This is a genomic window from Herbaspirillum aquaticum, assembly GCF_002213425.1.
Classification (GTDB): Bacteria; Pseudomonadota; Gammaproteobacteria; order Burkholderiales; family Burkholderiaceae_D; genus Herbaspirillum; species Herbaspirillum aquaticum.
In genome coordinates this window covers 18,955-37,762 of record NZ_NJGV01000018.1, presented here as the reverse complement: position 1 = coordinate 37,762, position 18,808 = coordinate 18,955, and the positions used below count along the sequence as shown (strand labels likewise).

Annotated in this window: 20 protein-coding genes; 10 read left to right on the top strand and 10 right to left on the bottom strand. The window is 61.8% G+C overall.

Annotation, left to right across the window (positions count from 1 at the left end):
- The first annotated feature begins 76 nt into the window (after positions 1 to 76).
- From CEJ45_RS16710 to CEJ45_RS16685, 6 genes are all read left to right on the top strand, one after another.
- On the top strand, positions 77 to 835 hold the full coding sequence (locus tag CEJ45_RS16710) for a YqgE/AlgH family protein (protein ID WP_187697699.1): 759 nt from the start codon (positions 77 to 79) through the stop codon (positions 833 to 835).
- Between the two features lie 14 nt (positions 836 to 849).
- Positions 850 to 1,236 (top strand): Holliday junction resolvase RuvX, encoded by a 387-nt coding sequence (gene ruvX, locus CEJ45_RS16705; RefSeq protein ID WP_088756179.1) that lies wholly within the window; start codon positions 850 to 852, stop codon positions 1,234 to 1,236.
- Entirely contained in the window at positions 1,233 to 1,745 is a 513-nt protein-coding gene (pyrR, locus tag CEJ45_RS16700; protein ID WP_088756178.1) for a bifunctional pyr operon transcriptional regulator/uracil phosphoribosyltransferase PyrR, read from the top strand. Before ruvX ends, pyrR begins: the two co-directional genes overlap by 4 nt.
- Positions 1,738 to 2,697, top strand: coding sequence for an aspartate carbamoyltransferase catalytic subunit (locus CEJ45_RS16695; RefSeq protein ID WP_008334861.1), 960 nt, complete (start codon positions 1,738 to 1,740; stop codon positions 2,695 to 2,697). The genes pyrR and CEJ45_RS16695 overlap by 8 nt, the downstream gene beginning before the upstream one ends.
- A 62-nt stretch (positions 2,698 to 2,759) precedes the next feature.
- On the top strand, positions 2,760 to 4,046 hold the full coding sequence (locus CEJ45_RS16690) for a dihydroorotase (protein WP_039789323.1): 1,287 nt from the start codon (positions 2,760 to 2,762) through the stop codon (positions 4,044 to 4,046).
- 136 nt (positions 4,047 to 4,182) lie between these two features.
- Positions 4,183 to 4,983, top strand: a complete 801-nt coding sequence (locus CEJ45_RS16685) for a lysophospholipid acyltransferase family protein (RefSeq protein WP_088756177.1) — start codon at positions 4,183 to 4,185, stop codon at positions 4,981 to 4,983.
- Here the strand turns inward: CEJ45_RS16685 and CEJ45_RS16680 are convergent.
- Positions 4,913 to 5,728 (bottom strand): symmetrical bis(5'-nucleosyl)-tetraphosphatase, encoded by an 816-nt coding sequence (locus CEJ45_RS16680; protein WP_088756176.1) that lies wholly within the window; start codon positions 5,726 to 5,728, stop codon positions 4,913 to 4,915. The two genes, CEJ45_RS16685 and CEJ45_RS16680, sit on opposite strands and share 71 nt — an antisense overlap.
- A gap of 159 nt (positions 5,729 to 5,887) precedes the next feature.
- Between CEJ45_RS16680 and rfbB the strand changes: the two genes are divergently transcribed.
- From rfbB to rfbC, 4 genes are read left to right on the top strand one after another with little or no spacing between them, the layout of a single operon-like run.
- Entirely contained in the window at positions 5,888 to 6,955 is a 1,068-nt protein-coding gene (gene rfbB / locus CEJ45_RS16675; RefSeq protein WP_088756175.1) for a dTDP-glucose 4,6-dehydratase, read from the top strand.
- The gene (gene rfbD, locus CEJ45_RS16670; protein ID WP_088756174.1) at positions 6,952 to 7,842 is read left to right on the top strand and encodes a dTDP-4-dehydrorhamnose reductase; all 891 of its coding nucleotides are present in this window, start codon (positions 6,952 to 6,954) and stop codon (positions 7,840 to 7,842) included. The genes rfbB and rfbD overlap by 4 nt, the downstream gene beginning before the upstream one ends.
- Positions 7,832 to 8,734 (top strand): glucose-1-phosphate thymidylyltransferase RfbA, encoded by a 903-nt coding sequence (rfbA, locus tag CEJ45_RS16665; RefSeq protein ID WP_088756173.1) that lies wholly within the window; start codon positions 7,832 to 7,834, stop codon positions 8,732 to 8,734. Before rfbD ends, rfbA begins: the two co-directional genes overlap by 11 nt.
- The gene (gene rfbC, locus CEJ45_RS16660) at positions 8,731 to 9,279 is read left to right on the top strand and encodes a dTDP-4-dehydrorhamnose 3,5-epimerase (protein WP_088756172.1); all 549 of its coding nucleotides are present in this window, start codon (positions 8,731 to 8,733) and stop codon (positions 9,277 to 9,279) included. Before rfbA ends, rfbC begins: the two co-directional genes overlap by 4 nt.
- Before the next feature lie 90 nt (positions 9,280 to 9,369).
- Here the strand turns inward: rfbC and CEJ45_RS16655 are convergent, their stop codons facing one another.
- The 9 genes from CEJ45_RS16655 to CEJ45_RS25295 all read right to left on the bottom strand — a co-directional run bounded on the left by CEJ45_RS16655 (position 9,370) and on the right by CEJ45_RS25295 (position 18,800).
- Positions 9,370 to 11,355, bottom strand: a complete 1,986-nt coding sequence (locus tag CEJ45_RS16655; RefSeq protein ID WP_088756171.1) for a polysaccharide biosynthesis protein — start codon at positions 11,353 to 11,355, stop codon at positions 9,370 to 9,372.
- On the bottom strand, positions 11,352 to 11,909 hold the full coding sequence (locus CEJ45_RS16650) for a sugar transferase (RefSeq protein WP_241517363.1): 558 nt from the start codon (positions 11,907 to 11,909) through the stop codon (positions 11,352 to 11,354). Before CEJ45_RS16650 ends, CEJ45_RS16655 begins: the two co-directional genes overlap by 4 nt.
- Positions 11,910 to 12,038: 129 nt before the next feature.
- The gene (locus tag CEJ45_RS16645) at positions 12,039 to 13,184 is read right to left on the bottom strand and encodes a glycosyltransferase family 4 protein (RefSeq protein ID WP_088756170.1); all 1,146 of its coding nucleotides are present in this window, start codon (positions 13,182 to 13,184) and stop codon (positions 12,039 to 12,041) included.
- The gene (locus CEJ45_RS16640; protein WP_088756169.1) at positions 13,184 to 14,017 is read right to left on the bottom strand and encodes a glycosyltransferase family 2 protein; all 834 of its coding nucleotides are present in this window, start codon (positions 14,015 to 14,017) and stop codon (positions 13,184 to 13,186) included. Before CEJ45_RS16640 ends, CEJ45_RS16645 begins: the two co-directional genes overlap by 1 nt.
- Before the next feature lie 17 nt (positions 14,018 to 14,034).
- Positions 14,035 to 15,045, bottom strand: a complete 1,011-nt coding sequence (locus CEJ45_RS16635; RefSeq protein ID WP_088756168.1) for a glycosyltransferase family 2 protein — start codon at positions 15,043 to 15,045, stop codon at positions 14,035 to 14,037.
- The gene (locus CEJ45_RS16630; protein ID WP_088756167.1) at positions 15,042 to 15,980 is read right to left on the bottom strand and encodes a glycosyltransferase family 2 protein; all 939 of its coding nucleotides are present in this window, start codon (positions 15,978 to 15,980) and stop codon (positions 15,042 to 15,044) included. Before CEJ45_RS16630 ends, CEJ45_RS16635 begins: the two co-directional genes overlap by 4 nt.
- Entirely contained in the window at positions 15,977 to 17,056 is a 1,080-nt protein-coding gene (locus tag CEJ45_RS16625; RefSeq protein WP_088756166.1) for a glycosyltransferase family 2 protein, read from the bottom strand. The genes CEJ45_RS16630 and CEJ45_RS16625 overlap by 4 nt, the downstream gene beginning before the upstream one ends.
- The gene (locus CEJ45_RS16620; protein WP_158214923.1) at positions 17,053 to 17,913 is read right to left on the bottom strand and encodes an alpha-1,2-fucosyltransferase; all 861 of its coding nucleotides are present in this window, start codon (positions 17,911 to 17,913) and stop codon (positions 17,053 to 17,055) included. Before CEJ45_RS16620 ends, CEJ45_RS16625 begins: the two co-directional genes overlap by 4 nt.
- Positions 17,910 to 18,800 carry a CatB-related O-acetyltransferase gene (locus CEJ45_RS25295; RefSeq protein ID WP_088756274.1) on the bottom strand — a complete coding sequence of 297 codons (891 nt, stop codon included), beginning with the start codon at positions 18,798 to 18,800 and terminating at the stop codon, positions 17,910 to 17,912. Before CEJ45_RS25295 ends, CEJ45_RS16620 begins: the two co-directional genes overlap by 4 nt.
- Positions 18,801 to 18,808: the final 8 nt, after the last annotated feature.

The following is an 18,808-nucleotide window of genomic DNA, read 5'->3' as shown; positions in this document are numbered from 1 at the left end:
GCTGCATGCGGCCGGCTTTGCGCGCGCTGCCCCACGAGCCACATGGGATCCCGGCCAAAACTGCTAAAATGCCGGGATGATCAAGAGACGCAATTCTCCCTTCAGTTTCTCAGCCGAGGATTTCGACGAATCCGTGGATTCCTTTGGCGCTTTCGACCCATTCCATTCCGACGCCCCTGTACGCCACGCTGCCGCCTCCGATGCCGGCGGCCAGGCCGAGGGCGGGGATGCCGCTGACGAGGTCCGTCCCCCGCTGGAACTGGACCTGACCAATCATTTCCTCATCGCCATGCCGTCCATGCTGGACCCGATCTTCGGCGGCACCGTGGTCTATCTCTGCGAGCACAACCACAACGGCGCGCTGGGCGTGGTCATCAACAAGCCCACCGACATGACCATGGATGTGCTGTTTGACCGCATCAACCTCAAGCTCGAGATCCAGCCCGACACCCCCGATGCCATGCCCGAGCTATATCGCCGCCCGGTCATGTTCGGCGGCCCGGTGCAGGTGGAGCGGGGCTTCGTGCTGCATTCGAGCTCGGAAAAATATTCCTCGACCCTGCAGGTCACCGATGATGTCGCGCTGACGACCTCCAAGGACGTGCTCGAAGCGGTGGCCCACGGCGATGGCCCCGAGCGCGTGCTGGTCACGCTGGGTTGCTCGGGCTGGAGCCCGGGCCAGCTGGAAGGCGAGATCGGCCGCAATGGCTGGCTCACCGTCAAGGCTGATCCGGCCATCATTTTTGAGTTGCCGGTGGAGCAACGCTTCACGGCGGCACTGGCCCTCTTGGGCATCGATCCGGTGATGCTCTCCGGCGACGCCGGCCGGGCCTGAGGGAGCGGGGACGTTTGGATACCATCCTGGCCTTCGACTTTGGCTTGAAGCGCATCGGCGTGGCCGTGGGCAATACGGGCCTGAAGCAGGCGCAGCCGCTGGCGGTGATCAGCGAAGCGACCAATGACGGCAAGTTCGCAGCCATTGCGCGCCTGATCGCGGAGTGGCAACCAGCACGCTGCGTGGTCGGCCTGCCCCTGCATCCGGACGGTGCCGAGCACGAGATGAGCGTGCGCTGCCGCCGCTTTGCCAACCAGTTGCACGGCCGCTACGGGATTGAGGTCACGCTGGTGGATGAACGCTACAGTTCGGCGGTCATCCAGCACCAGCGCGGCGAACAGATCGACGACCAGGCGGCCGCCATCATTTTGCAGCAATACTTTGACGACGCACATTCATGAGCACAACACCTTCCCAGCTTGATGCAGAAGCGCTGTACCAGACCCTGGTGCAGCAGATCAAAGCCGGCCTGCAGGGCGCAACCGAGGTTGCGCTGGTGGGCATCCACTCGGGCGGCGCCTGGCTGGCCGAACGCCTGGCCAGCGAACTGGGCCTGGCCGAGCGCCTGGGCTTTGTCGACGTGTCCTTCTACCGTGACGACTTTTCCGAGAAGGGCCTGCGTGCTGACGTGAAGCCCAGCCAGGTTCCCTTCGATGTCGAGGGGGCCACCATCGTGCTGGTCGATGACGTGCTCTACACCGGCCGCACCACGCGGGCCGCCATCAACGAACTGTTCGACTACGGCCGTCCGGCGCGCGTGCTGCTGGCGGCCCTGGTGGATCGCGGTGGCCGCGAGCTGCCCGTTGCCGCTGATTTCGTGGCGGCCTCGGTCGAACTCAGCAAACAAGAAAACCTGCAACTGCAACGCGCCGACGACGGCCGCTTCTCCCTTACGGTGGTCCATGCTTAATCCCCAACTCAACAAAAACGGTGAACTGCAACACCTGCTGACCATCGAGGGCCTGCCGCGCTCGATCTTGACGCACATCCTCGATACCGCGTCGTCCTTCGTCAGCATCGGCGACCGCGAAGTCAAGAAGGTGCCGCTGATGCGCGGCAAGAGCGTCTTCAACCTGTTCTTCGAGAATTCCACGCGCACCCGCACCACCTTCGAGATCGCCTCCAAGCGTCTCTCGGCGGACGTGATCAACCTCAACATCCAGGCTTCCAGCACCAGCAAGGGCGAGTCGCTCCTGGACACCATCGACAACCTGGCGGCCATGCACGCCGACATGTTCGTGGTGCGCCATGCGCAATCGGGGGCCCCTTTCCTGATCGCCAAGCACCTGATCGATACCAAGCAGTCGCACGTCCACGTGGTCAACGCCGGTGACGGCCGCCACGCGCACCCGACCCAGGGTCTCTTGGACATGTACACCATCCGCCACTACAAGAAGGATTTCACCAACCTGCGCGTGGCCATCGTGGGCGACATCCTGCACAGCCGCGTGGCGCGCTCGGATATTCACGCGCTGACCACCCTGGGCGTGCCGGAAGTGCGCGCCATCGGTCCGCGTACCTTGCTGCCCAGCGGGCTGGAGCAGATGGGCGTACGCGTCTTCCACAACATGGAAGAGGGCTTGAAGGATGTGGACGTCATCATCATGCTGCGCCTGCAGAACGAGCGCATGAGCGGTGCCTTGCTGCCCTCGGCGCAAGAGTTCTTCAAGAGCTACGGCCTGACCCCGGAACGCCTGGCCCTGGCCAAGCCGGATGCCATCGTCATGCATCCTGGCCCGATGAACCGCGGCGTGGAGATCGACTCGGCCGTGGCCGATGGCGCGCAAGCCGTGATCCTGCCGCAGGTGACCTTCGGCATCGCCGTGCGCATGGCGGTCATGAGCATCGTGGCTGGCAATTGAACCCGGGTGACGACGACCATCACCGCGACGTTTTGAACGATCCGTTAAGAAGACAAGAACTGATGAAACTGCATATCAAGAACGGCCGCCTGATCGACCCGGCCAACGGCATCGATGCCCAGCAGGATGTGTATGTGGCCGCCGGCAAGATCGTCGGTGTCGGCCAGGCTCCGGCCGACTTCGTGGCCAACAAGACCATCGACGCCACCGGACTGATCGTGGCCCCCGGCCTGGTGGACCTGTCGGCCCGCCTGCGCGAGCCCGGCTACGAATACAAGGCCACGCTGGAGTCCGAAATGCAGGCCGCCATCCAGGGCGGCGTGACCAGCCTGGTCTGCCCGCCCGATACCGACCCGGTGCTGGACGAGCCCGGCCTGGTGGAAATGCTCAAGCACCGCGCCCGTTCGCTGAACCAGGCCCACGTCTATCCGCTGGGCGCGCTCACCGCAGGCTTGAAGGGCAAAGCCCTGACCGAAATGGCCGAGCTGACCGAAGCGGGCTGCATCGGCTTCTCGCAAGCCGAAGAGCCGATTACCGATACCACCGTGCTGCTGTCGGCCCTGCAATACGCCAAGACCTTCAACTACACCGTCTGGCTGCGCCCGCAGGACCCGCACCTGGGCCGCACCGGCATCGCCCACAGCGGCCCGGCCGCTTCGCGCCTGGGTTTGTCGGGCGTGCCGGTGATGTCGGAGACCATTGCGCTTTACACCCTGTTTGAACTGATGCGCGCCACCGGTGCCCGCGTCCACCTGTGCCGCATGTCCTCTGCCGCCGGGCTGGAACTGGTGCGCCAGGCCAAGAGCGAAGGCCTGCCGGTGACCTGCGACGTGGGTGTGCACCACATCCACCTGTGTGACCTGGACATCGGCTTCTTCGATTCCAATGCGCGCATGACGCCGCCGCTGCGCTCGCAGCGTGACCGTGAAGCGATCCGCACGGCCTTGCTCGATGGCACCATCGACGCCGTCTGCTCGGACCATACCCCGGTCGATGACGACGAGAAGCTGCTGCCCTTCGGCGAAGCCTCGCCGGGTGCTACCGGGCTGGAACTGCTGCTGTCGCTGTCGCTGAAGTGGGCGCTGGAGACGGAAGGCGAGGGCAAGGAAGTGCTGTCCAAGGCGATCTCCAAGGTGACGCACCGCGCCGCCAAGGTGGCGGGCCTGAAGGCCGGCAACCTGGCCGTGGGCAGCGTGGCCGACCTGTGCCTGTTCGATCCCAACACCTTGTGGAAGGTGCAGGGTTCGGCATTGGCCAGCCAGGGCAAGCACACCCCGTTCCTGGGGTATGAGCTGCCGGGCGTGGTCAAGGCGACCATCGTGTCCGGCCATATTGCGTTCGAGCGCTGAACACTTTTCGCTTGATTTTCAGTTTGATTTCTTCTTGATCGAAGCTTGACTGCGGGCAACTTCGATCTTGATTTTCGATCAAGCGGTTTTTCGTCGCAACGATTCGATCACGACCTCATCAAGACCCGAATACGCCATGTTCGTTTTCCGTTTGCTGCGCCTGATCGCGCATCTCTTCAAGGGCATGGCGGTCTGTGCCTTCCTGTTCCCGTTCACGTCCGAGCAGGGGCGGCAGGCGCACATCCGGCGCTGGTCGCGCAAGCTGCTGCGCATCTGCGGCATCGCCATCAAGATCGACAGCCCCCTGCCGATCCCGCGTTCGCTGCTGGTGTCCAATCACGTGAGCTGGCTGGACATCTTCGTGGTCAATTCTCTGCAGCCCTGCCGTTTCGTGGCCAAGTCGGAAATCCGCAGCTGGCCGCTGATCGGCTGGCTGTGCGCCAAGACCGGCACCATCTTCATCTCGCGCGGCAAGGCCAGCGACGTGCGGCGCATCTTCAAAGGTTTGGTGGAAAGCATCGAGAAGGATGAGCACGTGGCCTTCTTCCCCGAAGGCACCACGGCCGCGCAGGGCACGCTGCTGCCTTTCCACGCCAACTTGTTCGAGGCGGCCATCGACGCCCGTGCGCCGGTGCAGCCGTATGCATTGCGTTATGTGGATGCAGAAGGCCGGCTGCATGGGGCGGCCGATTTCATCGGCGACATGTCCATCGCCGAGAGCATCATGAGCATCCTCAAATCCAAGGGGATGACGGCCGAACTGAAGCAATTGCCCTTGATCAGCACGGAGGGCGCGCATCGCCGCGACCTCGCGCGCACCGCCCGTGAAGTCATTGCCGCCGGACTGGGGTATTCGCTGGAGTCGCTCAGCCCGGCCGCCGCGCCTGCGGACACGGCACCTGGAACAGCGCCCGATCCTCAAGTCGCACCGCGCTGAGCTTGCCGCCCCAGACACATCCCGTGTCGAGGGCGATCAGGTTGGGGCGCATCACCAGCCCCAGCGTGGACCAGTGACCGAAGACCACGGTCACTTCCGCGGTCCTGCGCCCTGGCACCTCGAACCATGGCATCAGTCCTTCCGGCGCAGCTGCCGCGCCTTCCTTCACCGCAAAATCTATCGTCCCGTCCGCCTGGCAGAAGCGCAGGCGGGTGAAGGCATTGATGATGCAGCGCAGCCGATCATGGCCGGCGAGGTCGTCGCTCCAGCGGTCGGGCTGGTTGCCGTACATGTGGCGCAGGAAGTCCATCCACCGGTCGCTGCGCAGCATGGTTTCCACTTCGCTGGCCAGGGCCAGGGCTTGCTGCAGGTCCCACTGGGGCAGCACGCCGGCATGCACGATCAGGTGACCCTGTTCGTGGATGGCCAGGGGCCGATGGCGCAGCCAGTTGATGAGCTCGTCGCGGTCGGGGGCGTTGAGGATATCGTCGAGGGTGTCGTCGCGGTGCGCGGGACGGATGCCGCAGGCCACGGCCAGCAGGTGCAGGTCATGGTTGCCCAGCACCGACTGGGCGCGCTCGCCCATCTGCATCACGGTGCGCAGGGTTTGCAGGGAGTGGGGGCCGCGGTTGATGAGGTCGCCGGCGAAAAGGAGGCGGTCGGATGCATGGGGCGGAAGCACCGCCAGCAAATCCTGCAAGGAGGCAGCGCATCCCTGCAGGTCTCCGATAATGTAATTTCTCATGGGCAATGTCTGATGGGCTTGGGGGCGGGTGACGGATAGGTCATGCCGCGCATAAACACCCCGCGGGAACTGATCCAATGCGGGTGCGCTCGGGTAAAATACCCGGTTTCCATTCTTTACGCATGGTAACCAGCGGTGGTGAGCCATGCCAGGACAGCAATGATATTAGTGACTGGCGGTGCAGGATTCATCGGATCCAATTTTGTCGTTGACTGGGTCGGCCATACCGGCGAGCCCGTGGTCAATCTCGATTTGCTGACGTATGCCGGCAATCTCCAGAACCTGGATTCATTGCAGGGGAACCCGGCGCATATTTTCGTGCAGGGGGATATCGGCGACCGCCAACTGGTGGCCGATCTGCTCAAGCAGCACCGACCGCGCGCCGTCCTCAATTTTGCCGCAGAGAGCCACGTGGATCGCTCCATCCATGGCCCGGATGCGTTCGTGCAGACCAACGTGCTGGGCACCTTCAACCTGCTCGAATCCGTGCGCGAGTACTGGAGCCAGCTCAATGAGACCGAGCGCGGCGAGTTCCGTTTCCTGCACGTTTCCACCGACGAAGTCTACGGTTCTCTGGCTCCGCAGGCACCGGCCTTCACCGAGACCAACCGCTACGAGCCCAACAGCCCCTATTCGGCGACCAAGGCCGCCAGCGACCATCTGGTGCGTGCCTATCACCATACTTACGGGCTGCCGGTACTCACCACGAATTGCTCCAATAACTACGGTCCTTATCACTTCCCCGAAAAGCTGATCCCGCTGATGATCGTCAACGCCTTGGATGGCAAGTCCCTACCGGTCTACGGCGACGGACGCCAGATCCGCGATTGGCTTTACGTCAAGGATCACTGCAGTGCCATTCGCCGCGTGCTGGAAGCCGGCCTGCCGGGCGAGGTCTACAACGTCGGCGGCTGGAACGAAAAGGCCAACATCGACATCGTCAATACCGTCTGCTCCTTGCTGGACGAGCTGCGGCCGCGTGAGGACGGGCAGAGTTATGCCGGCCAGATCACCTATGTGACTGATCGTCCGGGCCATGATCGCCGTTATGCCATCGATGCCGGCAAGATCGAGCGAGAACTTGGCTGGAAACCGGCCGAGACCTTTGAGACTGGCATTCGCAAGACCGTTCAATGGTATCTGTCCAACCAGGACTGGGTAGCCAATGTCCGTTCCGGTAGTTACCGTGAATGGCTGGAAACAAACTACGCCGCACGCCAGACATGAAGATCCTGCTCTTCGGCTGCAACGGCCAGCTCGGCTGGGAATTGCAGCGTAGTCTGGCACCGCTGGGCGAGCTCATCTCCCTGAGCGCCCGCAGCGAGCAATATTGCGGTGACCTCGCCGACCTGGCCGGCATCAGCCGGACCATCGCGACCCTGCGCCCGGACGTGGTGGTCAACGCGGCCGCCTATACGGCCGTGGACAAGGCGCAGACCGAACCCGAGCGCGCACATCTGGTCAACGCCCAGGCCCCGGCGTCTATGGCAGTGGCAGCGGCGCAGTGTGGCGCGCTGCTGGTGCATTACTCCACCGATTACGTATTTGACGGCAGTGGCGAACACGCGCGCAAGGAAGACGAGCCCACCGGCCCGCTCAACGTCTACGGCCAGACCAAGCTTGAAGGCGAGCAGGCTATCCTTGCCAGCGGCTGTGCACACTTGATCTTCCGTACCAGCTGGGTCTATGCCGCACGTGGCGGCAACTTTGCCAAGACCATGCTGCGGCTGGGCGCCCAGCGCGACGAGCTCAATGTGATCGACGACCAGACAGGAGCTCCCACCGGCGCCGAACTGCTGGCCGATGCCACCGCGCATGCCGTCCTCCAGACCCTGGCCCACCCTGAGCGGCAGGGTCTTTATCACCTGGCCGCTTCGGGACAGACCACGTGGTTCGCCTATGCCCGCCAAGTGTTCGCCCTGGCCACACAACTGGGCGGCATTTCCGGACTGGCCCGGTTGACCCCGATCCCTACCAGCGCCTACCCCACCCCTGCGGCGCGGCCCCTCAATTCCCGCCTGGACTGCAGCAAGTTCCAGGCCGCTTTCGGGCTGGTCCTGCCGGACTGGCACAATGGCGTCGAGCGCATGATGAAAGAACTCCATGAACACTAAACCCAACGTTTCCCGCAAGGGCATTATCCTGGCCGGTGGCTCTGGTACGCGCCTGCATCCCGTGACCATGGCCGTGTCCAAGCAATTGCTGCCGGTCTACGACAAGCCGATGATCTACTACCCGCTCAGCACGCTGATGCTGGCCGGCATTCGTGACATCCTCATCATCACCACCCCGGAGGAGGCGTCGCGCTTCCAGGCGCTGCTGGGAGATGGCGCCGGCTGGGGACTGAACATCAGCTATGCCCAGCAACCCAACCCCGACGGGTTGGCGCAAGCTTTCATCATCGGACGCGACTTCATCGGCAATTCGCCCTCGGCGCTTGTGCTGGGTGACAACATCTTTTACGGACACGATCTGCAGGCCAAGCTGGGCCAGGCCTGCAACCGGACCGATGGGGCGACCGTCTTTGCCTATCATGTGCATGATCCCGAGCGTTACGGCGTGGTCGCCTTTGACGCCGAAGGCCGTGCCACCAGCCTGGAAGAAAAGCCCGTCAAGCCCAAGAGCAAATACGCCGTGACGGGCCTGTATTTTTATGACAACCAGGTCTGTGACATTGCAGCCGATATCAAGCCTTCGGCACGTGGCGAGCTGGAGATCACCGACGTCAACCGCTTCTACCTCGAACGTGGCGAACTTAACGTAGAGATGATGGGACGTGGTTACGCTTGGCTGGATACCGGCACCCATGAGAGCCTGATCGAGGCCAGCAACTTCATCCAGACCATCGAGCGTCGCCAGGGGCTGAAAGTGGCTTGCCCCGAAGAGATTGCCTATCGCATGGGCTACATTGATGCCCAGCAGTTGCAGAAGCTGGCAGCGCCGCTCGTCAAGAGCGGTTATGGACTCTACCTTCACCGCCTGTTTGAGCAGGGGGATGCATCGTGAATGTAATCCGGACGGATCTGGAAGGGGTGCTGATCATCGAGCCCAAGGTGTTTGGCGACGATCGCGGATTTTTCTTCGAGAGTTTCAATCAGCGCCGTTTCAATGAGATCATCGGCCGCGAGGTGGAATTCGTCCAGGATAACCACAGCAAGTCGGCTCGTGACGTGGTGCGCGGCTTGCATTACCAGATCCGCCAGCCACAAGGGAAGTTGGTTCGCGCAACTGCGGGATGCGTCCAGGATGTGGCCGTGGATATTCGGAAATCCTCTCCGACTTTCGGCAAACATGTGTGCGTGGAACTGAGTGCCGAGAACAAGCGCATGCTCTGGATTCCGGAGGGGTTTGCGCACGGCTTCCGGGTGATCTCGGAAACGGCAGAATTCCTGTACAAAACAACGGATTATTGGGCGCCCGAGCACGAGCGCAGCATTGCGTGGGATGATCCTGAATTGGCCATCGACTGGATGATTGCCAAGGGCCAGGCCAAGCTTTCGCAGAAGGACATGGCGGGCGTGGCCTTTGCCGATGCCGACTATTTCGACTGAACTGGTTTGCGGTCAAGGGAGCGCCCGCGGGATCTGGTCGAGCGGGCGGTGCTCCCGCCCCCCGACTGCAATTCAACGTCCCTCACCCCCTCAGGTGCCGCGCTGCAATTCCGTTTCCTGTTCCATGTAAACCCAGTCCACGATTTCTTCACTGGGCGTGTACCCGGATACCAGGCGTTGCATGATCGTGCGGATCGCATTGACGTCGTTGGCGGACAATGCCGCCATCAGTTCCCGCAGTCTCTCCTGCAGGGCAGGCCACGGCATGAAGTCCTCATGGGCTTTCATGATGCGTGGATGAGGCGTGGTTTCCGAATCCTCGCCGATCAACAATTCCTCATAAAGCTTCTCTCCATGCCGCAGGCCGGTGATCTGTATCTCGATGTCGCCATCGGGGTTGAGTTCGTCGCGCACCGTCAGCCCTGACAATTCGATCATGCGTCGCGCCAGATCAATGATCTTGACGGGCTGTCCCATGTCCAACAGGAAGACATCGCCGCCCTTGGCCATGGCGCCCGCCTGGATCACCAGCTGGGCAGCCTCGGGAATGGTCATGAAATAGCGGGTGATATCAGCATGGGTCAGTGTAATCGCCTCACCGTTGCGGATTTGCTGCCTGAACTTGGGAACGACCGATCCGGACGATCCCAGCACATTGCCGAAACGCACCATGGAAATCCGGGTGGCAGGTTGGGTCGAGGCGAGTGCTTGCAGAGCCATTTCTGCCAGCCGCTTGCTGGCACCCATGATGTTGGTGGGACGAACCGCCTTGTCGGTACTGACCAGAACGAAATGCGCGACTTCATTTTCGATCGCCGCCCGGGCGGTGCGCAGCGTACCCAGCAGATTGTTCTTGATACCTTCGGCCGGATTGTGCTCGACCAATGGAACATGTTTGTAAGCTGCTGCGTGATAGACCGTATGGGGATGCCAGGTGGAGAGGATCTCGCGCAGCCGTTCCTCATCCTGCACGGAGGCCAGCAGCGGCACGAGGGCGATGTCGCGGCCATCCAGTTGTGCTTCCAGTTCCTGATGGATGGCGTAAAGCCCGAATTCGTTTTGTTCGATGAGCAGCAGCTTGAGCGGGGAGACCGCCAGGATTTGCCGGCACAGCTCGCTGCCGATCGAACCTCCCGCGCCGGTTACCAGGACCACCTTGCCGGTGATGTTCTTGGCCAGCAAAAGATGGTTGGGCATGACCGGTTCGCGACCCAGCAGGTCGTCGATGTCCAGCTCGCGCAGGTCGGAGACGCTGACCCTGCCGCGGGCCAAGTCCATCACGCTGGGCAGCGTACGCACCGAAACGTGGGCGCTGCGGATGTCGCTCAGGATGGCATTGCGTCGCGTCCGGTTGATGTTGGGCATGGCAAGGAGGACATCGTTGATCTTCAGCGTTTCCACCAGCCCTGCCAGGTCGGCCGGATTGTAGATGGGCAGGCCGTTGAGGACATGCCCGTGCAGCCGGTCATCGTCATCCAGGAAACCTGCCACCTGCATTTCGTGGCTGTTGGACAAGGCGCCCGCCAGCTGGCGTCCGGCTTCGCCGGCACCATAGATCATGACCTTGGGGCGGGCAGCATGCTTGAGGATGCGAAGGTACTGGTCACTCAGCCAGACCCGCGCCAGCGCACGCGAAGCGCCAACCATGAACAACAGCAGGATGGGCTGGATGATGCCCACGGTACGTGGCACGCCGTTGATGCCGATGACCGTAAAGATCGAGAAGTACAGCACCCCGTAGACGCCGACGGCACGGCCGACCGTTTGCAGGGCCGGCAGGCCGCTATAGCGGAAGATCGCACGGTAGAGGCCGGAAACGATGAAGATCGGCAATGCAATGAGACAGGCTGCACCTGCCGCCAGCAGCAGGCCAGTACCCCATTCTGACTCTCGCGTGATGCTGATGAATTCTCCCAGGCGCAAGTAGAAGCTCAGCCATGCCGTGAACAGGCAAAGACTGAGGTCGATGGTCAGCGCGACGATGCGCTTGACCGGCCGGGGCAGGGCCAATGCCGGGCGGGCCAGCGCCGAGCAGGCACGGCGCCAGCTGCGGCGGAGAAAGCGTGCTTGGGTCATGGTGTGTTGATCCTGTCTCCACGGCCGGAACCCGTCGCTGTCTGGACGATGAATTTGAGGTAATGGGCCAGGTTCATCTCGGCAAGCATGTGCGCATCGGTTTCTGCGAGCAAGCGGGGTGTCGACATGTCGATCCCCTTGACTTGCGCCAGACCGGTGATGCCGGGGCGAGCCTCGAATACCCGGCGCTGCGCGCGTTCGGCGATCAACTCGGTCTGGTTGAACAGGCAGGGGCGCGGGCCGACCAGACTCATTTCTCCTTTCAATACGTTCCACAGCTGCGGCAGCTCATCAAGCTTGGTACGCCTGAGCATGCCGCCCATGCGGGTGACCGAGGCCGGGCTGGCCAGATGGGTCGCTATCGATTGGGTATCGGGCTTCATGGTCCGGAACTTGACCAGAATAAACGGCTGCTGGTGCCGGCCCACCCGGGTTTGGCGGAACAGCGGTGACCCGGTATCGAACAGTCCCAGGACGAACAGCAGCAGCAGCAGGGGGGAAGTCAGCAGCAAGCCGACCAGCGAGAAGAGGATATCCAGCAGCCGCAGCATCATTGCGCTACTCCAATGCTGCCGTCTGGTCCGAGTGGCTTCCCGTGACAGAAATTGACTTGCACGTCTTTTCCTTTTTTATGTATGACTCGATTGTGTGCAGTTTTCGTCTTGCATGGCGGCGATGGCCGATCAATGCGTTCCAATGGATGACAGGCCCGCGTATAAAGCAAGAGTCTGTTCCATAACCAGCGCCGACGCAAATTCGGTTTCGATCCGTTCCCGGCCGCGCCGACCCATGGCCGCCCGCAGGGCCGGGTCCTCCAGCAGTCTTTGCAAGGCTGCAGCCAGCGCTGCAGCGTCGGCAGCCGGAACCAGGAGTCCGTTGTCGCCATCGCGTACGGCTTCGCGGCAGCCTTCGACATCGGTCGTCACACAGGGCAGGCCGCATGCCATGGCTTCCAGCAATGCCTTCGGCAAGCCTTCCCGATACGAGGGGAGACAGGCGATACTGGCTTGGGCAAGAACAGCATGCATATCTTCCTGGAAACCCCAGAATTCGACAATGCCTTCCTGTTTCCAGGCTGCCAGGGTCTGCAGGTCCACTGAGGAACGATTGCCGGGATCGCGTTCGCCGGCCACGACAAAACGTGCCTGGACGCCTTGTTGGCGCAGCAAGCGTGCGGCCTGAACGAACTCTCCGAGGCCCTTGTCCAGCAGCAGGCGCGCACTCATGACGACCATCGGCGGCAGGCTTGGCGAGCCGGGGCAATACTGGCTGGGATCAACGCCGGCGCCACGGATCAGTACGGCATCGGCGGCGCGGACCAGGCCGGTGGTCACGAAGCGCTCGAGGTCATCGCCATTTTCGAACACGACTTTGCTGCCCCTTGGGTTGAGCAGCAGTTTGAGCAGCATGTTCAACACCGGTCTCAATGCTTTGGCTTTCCAGCTCTGACCAATAAGCACATACCCACCCCCGACGACCGCGTTGACCATGTGCCTCACCCCGCTCAGGCGTGCAGCCAAGCTGCCCAGGAGGATGGGCTTGAGCGCAACATGATGCACCAGCGCGGGTTGCTCGCGACGGTAGATGCGCATCAACGCCAGCAGCGTTTTTGCCGCATCCAGCGGATTGAGGCTGCGGCGGTCAATATCCAGTGCGATCAGGCGCAGGCCGGCGGCTTCAATGCGTGGTCCATGCCGGTCGACATGCGTGAGCACCAGAACCTCGAAACCGGCCTCACGCGCGGCGAGCGCACGCTCCAGAAAATGGGAGCAGAAGAACCAGTCGACGGCGACGAAGAAGAGCAGCTTGGGCTTTGGTTCCTGATGCATCAGCTCTTCCTTTCCTGCTTCTCCGCTGCCTGTTTGTAGGCAGCGCTGCGCGGCAGGAGGCGCTTGCAGGCTGTCTTGGCCAGGGCGATCATCAGGCCCTGCAAGTTATACCAGCCGGGCCTGGACAGGAATTCACGCAGCCAATGTGCACTGACCTCGGCGTAGCCGGCACCACTGCTGATGGATTGGCCGTCATGGATGCGGTAGGACAGCAGCATGTCAGGGAGGTTGGCCATGCGTGCCCCGTGTCGGCAGGCACGCAGCCACAGGTCGGTATCTTCCGAGTGGAAACCGCCGAGGTAGCCGCGCATCTCCAGCAAGAACTGCCGACGGATCGCCACGGCGGGATGGCAGAACACAGTCCGTCTTTTCAACGCAGCCACGATCTGCAGCTGGCTTCGCGGAAACTGCATCAATCCGACTTGGCGGCCATGGCCATCGATCAGGGATACTGCAGACCCGAGGATATCGACCGCGTCGTTTGCCAGGTACGCACGCAGGGTGGCAATACGGGTGGGGGCGCAGACATCATCGGCGTCCATGCGGACCAGGTATTGTCCGCGCGCCATGTCGGCAAGCACATTCAGGTTGAAAGCCAGTTGTCCGATGCTTGTTCGGATCAGTCGGATCCGCTGGTCGCCACGCCCCAACGCCTGCAGCTCCTCCCAGAATTCGTCGCTGCAGGCATTGGCCGCGATCAGGAATTCGAAATCCCCATCGCTCTGTCCCAAGACGCTGTCGATGGCCTCTTGCAACCAGGGATTGGCGCGATGTACGCACAGGATGACCGAAAGGCTGGGCCCCTGCGGGCTAAGGGAGCTACCGCTGTTCATGGTGAAAATCCGTCGTCTCAGCGGGAACCTGACCTGGGCAGACCCAGGCGCGCATACACCTGCTTGAGCCCACGACGAATGAAGCCGGGAACGTATGGATAGAGCCGGTAGAAAATCTTGCGCACCAGCAGCTTCGGGTCACGGAGCAGGTTCCAGAAGGTGTAACGCTTCTTCAACAGAACAGTGAAATAGCCATCTTGCCCCGGCGCCTCTTGCGGTGGGGGCACGCCATAACGGGCGAAGTCTGCCAGCTTGCGCATCTGGAAACGCTTGAAAAGAATCAGCCAGCCTTGTTTGACCAAAGGATTTTCCTGCTGCTGCGGCGAAAATTTACGGAAGAATGCCATCGCCTCGGCCAGCTCAACCTCACCGTTGTCCCGGCAGATTTCAGTCACCTGGTGCCCCGCGTTGGTGGGCGTGGTGATGAGGGCTTCGGTCGTATAGGCGAAGCGCCGGTTATTCATCAACATCCGGTAGTAGTAGTCGACGTCGACCAGCCACTTCATCTGGCGGTCATAATCCAGACTCGCGGATCGTCGGCAGATGGTGGCACTGGGCGCGCCGATGCAGTTGCCCACGAAGAGGCTGGCCGGATCTTCTGCGAGATCGGCCAATTGTCGGTCACTGGCGCAATGGATGCGCTGCATGCCCACATCGATATGGTTGACCAGGGTCGCGCTGAAGCCGAAGTCCGCATCCGGTGCATCGTCGAGCAACTTGACGAACAGGCGCAACGCGTCGGGACGGATGAAATGATCGTCGTGATGCAGGATCTTGACATAGTCGCCCTGCGCCAGCCGCAGCGCGGCGTTCCAGTTCTCGGGGGAACCGAGGGCGGGCGAATTGCGGACATAACGCAGCCTGCCGCCAAAATCGAAGCTCGCCAGCAGGTCGCGTACGCTGTCGTCCGGGGAGTCGTCGGTGACGATGACTTCAAAATCCTGGAAATCCTGTGTCAGCAAGGATTGCAGGGTTTCACGCAGGTACTCGACCTGGCGATATGCGGGAATGCAGATGGAGACTTTCACAGCAAACGCTCCAGGAGTCGAATCAATTTGCGGATGACGCGCTCGCGCAGGGATCTGCGCTGAATGGTCGGGTTGGGTGTTGCCTGCTGGTCCTGTGCCGCCGCCGCGGGCGCTGGCAAACCGAAATAGTCGTTGCCCCACCAAACCGACGCAGCCAGTGTTGCCTTGCGATTTTCGACGATCGTCTTGCAGCGCGCCCAGGCCTCACGGTTGAGGCGCTCACGCTCTTCCCGTCCGGCTGAATCCATCAGGGACAGGTTGGTGTTTCCACCGGCGGTACTGACATGATAGGTGGCGGTGAATTCTTCGATCATCGCCGGCTCGTGATAAAAGGCCAGCCGTAACAGGAAGTCCCAGTCTTCGGAGCGGTCCAGTTCTTCATGGAACGGACGCTCGGCCAGGGCCGCATGGAGCTTGCTCCTGTCGATCAGAAAACTGTGAATAGGCAGAAAGTTTTCGCTCCACAAAGACTTGAGCGAAAAGGCATGGCGTCGGAAGGGCGTACTTTCACTGACGATTTCCAGGTCCGCATTTTCCTTGCGCAAGGTCACCTGCGCATAAGCCCACGTTTTACTGGTGGCCTGCAAAGCAGCCAGCAGCAGAGAGACGTGATTGGGTGCGAGCGTGTCATCATCGTCCAGAAAACCGAGATAGCGGCCGTTGGCATGCGCCCAGCCGATGTTGAGGTTCTCGGCGCGACGGTCGCCGCTGGCGGGATTGCGCACCACCCGCACGTTGATATCGGCGAATTCCGCAGGCAGCTTCTGCAGGTCTTCCCATTGCGCATTTTCCGCGCCCTGGTAGACCACGACCACTTCGAGCGGCCGCCAGTCATTGGCGGCAACGCTGGCGATCGCGCGGCGGATCTCGCGAGGGCGCCCGCCCACGGTGCGCATCACGAAACTGACCAGCCGTGATTGTTCGGAATGGATCACGACTTGCTCCTCCTTGCCCGCCACTGCCAGACCATCGACTTGAGACGGCGCTTCACGCGTGCGGCCAGGCTTGCCCGACTTGCCTCATGCGAGACGGTAGTCACATCTTCCGTAGAAACGAAGCTGGCAGTGGGTGTCACCTTGGCAAGCGCCGACAGATCTGCGCCGACCCTGCGCGCGGTGTCGATGAACTTGCCCTTGAGCAGGCGATGCAGGGCCTGCTCATCCCAATAGCCACTCTGGCGCGCGGCCGCTTCCAGCCGCACAAACCAGGCGGCCAAGGCCGGCAGATAATCGGTACGCGCCAAGGGGCGTTCCAGGATGACGCTTTCGTGCAAGGCGATTTCGTCATCGGTGGGTTCGACGCCGCATTCTTGCAGCATCTGCCTGCGCACGCGCAAGGAGGCGGCATATTGCTTGTCGGAGGAGTCCGAGCTGACTTGTTGCGCATGCAGGCGATAGTCAAGCACGACCTCGGGAAGATTGGCTGCGTTGACCTGCAGGAGCAAGCGGCTCCAAAGATGATAATCCTCGGCGTGACGGAAAGCGTCGTCGTAGCGAATGATGCCTTGGTCCAGCAGCTCTCTGCGGAACATCAGAGCGGGATGGGCCAAGGGGCAATAGAAGAGCATCGCCGGATGGATGTCGGCATGGGCGAGCGGGAACGTGAAGACGTTCGGCGCCACGTTGCCGAAGAAACGGATTGCGCCGCCCACGATAGCGACGTCCGGATGCTCGCGCAGGAAGGCAACCTGCTTGCCGAAGCGGTCTGGGGCGCAGATATCATCGGAGTCCATGCGCGCAATGAGCGGCGCACGGCACTCGGCATATGCCCGGTGCAAGGTCGCGATGAGACCCATGTTGCGTTCATTGCGCAGCAGCCGTACACGCGGATCGGTGGCAAACCGGCTGACGACGTCAGCCGTATTGTCGGTGGAGCCATCGTCGATGAGCAGCAGTTCGAAGTCGCCGAAGTCCTGCGCCAGTACGCTGGCCACGGCCTCTTCCACGTAGCGTCCTGCGTTGTAAGTGGGGACGACGACGCTGATGGCCGGTAGTTGTTCACGTTGGTTCATAGACGCACCCAGCGTTGCGGGACCAGATCACGCGCGTCCGGCGTATCGGCGACGAACCAGCGCGCCGGGGCGATGGTGATGCTCTCTGAGCGGCCATCCAGCCAGGCGCCCCACCAGCTGAAGGAGCTGTTGGCCACGACGTGATGTCGGCAGGCGGTCATCAGGCGCAGGTCTTCGAAGTTGGTGGAGGCGTCATTGTCACGCACCAGGTGCATCTTGTAAGGAAGCTGCAGGTTGGCTGCGACCCAATCCAGGTCATCTGAAAAAACGAACAGTTCTGGCGCTTGACCGGTTACCTGGTGCAGGTGCGCGACGGCACGCTCGTAGTAGCCCAGGTCGCATGTCCCATGCACCGCGGCGGCGGCCGCGTTGGATACGTAGTCACCCCGGCGGATGTGCAGGGATACCGAATGTGTCCGGTCGATCAGTTCCAGCCAGGCCTGGTTGGGCGCACTGGGGGCGGCTTTGACGGCGAAATCCTTCCTGATCTGGTCGGCAAAGTCGGCAAAGTATTTTTCCGATTGCCAGTAGCCATCGAGATAGGTGCCATCAGGCAGGCTCAGTACGGCGTTGTCGAAGGTAAAAGTTTTCTCGGTGTAGACACGCAGCGGGCTGGGCAGGAACCTGCGCAGCAGGCGCTGAAGACGGCCTTCTGCAGGCGGGTTGGGAATCAAGCGCGCAGGAGCCTCGGTCAGGTCGGCGCAAAAGCACTGCATACCGAAGGCGTGAGTTTTGTAATCTGCAAAGGCACGGCTGTCGATGGCGAAGGGAACACCACGGCGCAAGGCCAGGGCGCGGCCCGCCGCGTATTGGAACATTTGGTTGCCGAGGCCACCGATCAAGCGACTGACTATCATGACGAGATTTCTTGCGTAAGTTGTTCTATGAGGGTGCGCGCCTCGGAAGCAGGCAGTTCCCACCATTTGCTGGCGAGAATTTTCGCAGCGGTTTGATCATCGAACCGGGCGCCGATGTTGCGCGCAGGTGAGCCCGCCATGATGGCGAAAGGAGGGACATCCTGGTTCACGAAGGAATTGGCGCCGATCACTGCCCCGGTGCCAATGGTGACACCCCGCCGGATGATGCAGGAAGCACCGATCCAGACATCGTCCTGGATCACGCAGGCGGCTTCGGTGAGGGTTTCGTAAGGCGCATCATAAAAGATGGAATGCGTGGAAACCCGGTCCAGGCGGTGCTCTCCCGGGCCGACCAGCACATTGTCCGCAATCGAGACGTAGCGTCCGATCCTGGCTTTGGTGATGTGGCAATTGAAGCCCACATAGGTATTGGCTCCGATTCTGGAGTCCCCTGATACGATGCTGCCTTGCATGACCTGGATATTTTCGCCATCAAAGAAGATGGCTTGCTTCAGCGAGGAGTTGACACTCTCCACGAGCGGCATGCGTAGTGCGCCGTTCATGTCGGTCGCAGTACACTCCCTGGCTAACCAGTAGGCCCATTGACGTGAAGCGGGATGCATTTCACGGCCGCCCTTGCCGTTGGCGCTATCGACTGCACCGCTGTCCAGGAGGATAGCAGCGACCTCGGGGGGCATTGCCGTGCGCATGATCCATTGCGCTGCCAGTCGCTGCGTTTCAATTTCTGCGTTTTGCACATCCTGCTGCGAGGAACCGTAGCCCAGAAGCGCCGCAGACTCAGGGCGCAAACCGCGCGCGACGATGGCCCTGGACACGCGTGTGACCAAGACCTGAAAGCGGGATTTGACGGCGGTCAGGGAGATCATCAGTCGCT

Bases quoted from the DNA above. Each gene is read 5' to 3' on its own strand.
- CEJ45_RS16620 (WP_158214923.1), bottom strand. From the start codon at position 17,913: ATGATAGTCAGTCGCTTGATCGGTGGCCTCGGCAACCAAATGTTCCAA.
- rfbB (WP_088756175.1), top strand. From the start codon at position 5,888: ATGATATTAGTGACTGGCGGTGCAGGATTCATCGGATCCAATTTTGTC.
- CEJ45_RS16655 (WP_088756171.1), bottom strand. From the start codon at position 11,355: ATGACCCAAGCACGCTTTCTCCGCCGCAGCTGGCGCCGTGCCTGCTCG.
- CEJ45_RS16680 (WP_088756176.1), bottom strand. From the start codon at position 5,728: ATGAGAAATTACATTATCGGAGACCTGCAGGGATGCGCTGCCTCCTTG.
- rfbA (WP_088756173.1), top strand. From the start codon at position 7,832: ATGAACACTAAACCCAACGTTTCCCGCAAGGGCATTATCCTGGCCGGT.
- CEJ45_RS16640 (WP_088756169.1), bottom strand. From the start codon at position 14,017: ATGAACAGCGGTAGCTCCCTTAGCCCGCAGGGGCCCAGCCTTTCGGTC.
- CEJ45_RS16625 (WP_088756166.1), bottom strand. From the start codon at position 17,056: ATGAACCAACGTGAACAACTACCGGCCATCAGCGTCGTCGTCCCCACT.
- pyrR (WP_088756178.1), top strand. From the start codon at position 1,233: ATGAGCACAACACCTTCCCAGCTTGATGCAGAAGCGCTGTACCAGACC.
- CEJ45_RS25295 (WP_088756274.1), bottom strand. From the start codon at position 18,800: ATGATCTCCCTGACCGCCGTCAAATCCCGCTTTCAGGTCTTGGTCACA.
- CEJ45_RS16685 (WP_088756177.1), top strand. From the start codon at position 4,183: ATGTTCGTTTTCCGTTTGCTGCGCCTGATCGCGCATCTCTTCAAGGGC.
- CEJ45_RS16695 (WP_008334861.1), top strand. From the start codon at position 1,738: ATGCTTAATCCCCAACTCAACAAAAACGGTGAACTGCAACACCTGCTG.
- CEJ45_RS16650 (WP_241517363.1), bottom strand. From the start codon at position 11,909: ATGATGCTGCGGCTGCTGGATATCCTCTTCTCGCTGGTCGGCTTGCTG.
- CEJ45_RS16645 (WP_088756170.1), bottom strand. From the start codon at position 13,184: ATGCATCAGGAACCAAAGCCCAAGCTGCTCTTCTTCGTCGCCGTCGAC.
- CEJ45_RS16710 (WP_187697699.1), top strand. From the start codon at position 77: ATGATCAAGAGACGCAATTCTCCCTTCAGTTTCTCAGCCGAGGATTTC.
- CEJ45_RS16690 (WP_039789323.1), top strand. From the start codon at position 2,760: ATGAAACTGCATATCAAGAACGGCCGCCTGATCGACCCGGCCAACGGC.
- rfbD (WP_088756174.1), top strand. From the start codon at position 6,952: ATGAAGATCCTGCTCTTCGGCTGCAACGGCCAGCTCGGCTGGGAATTG.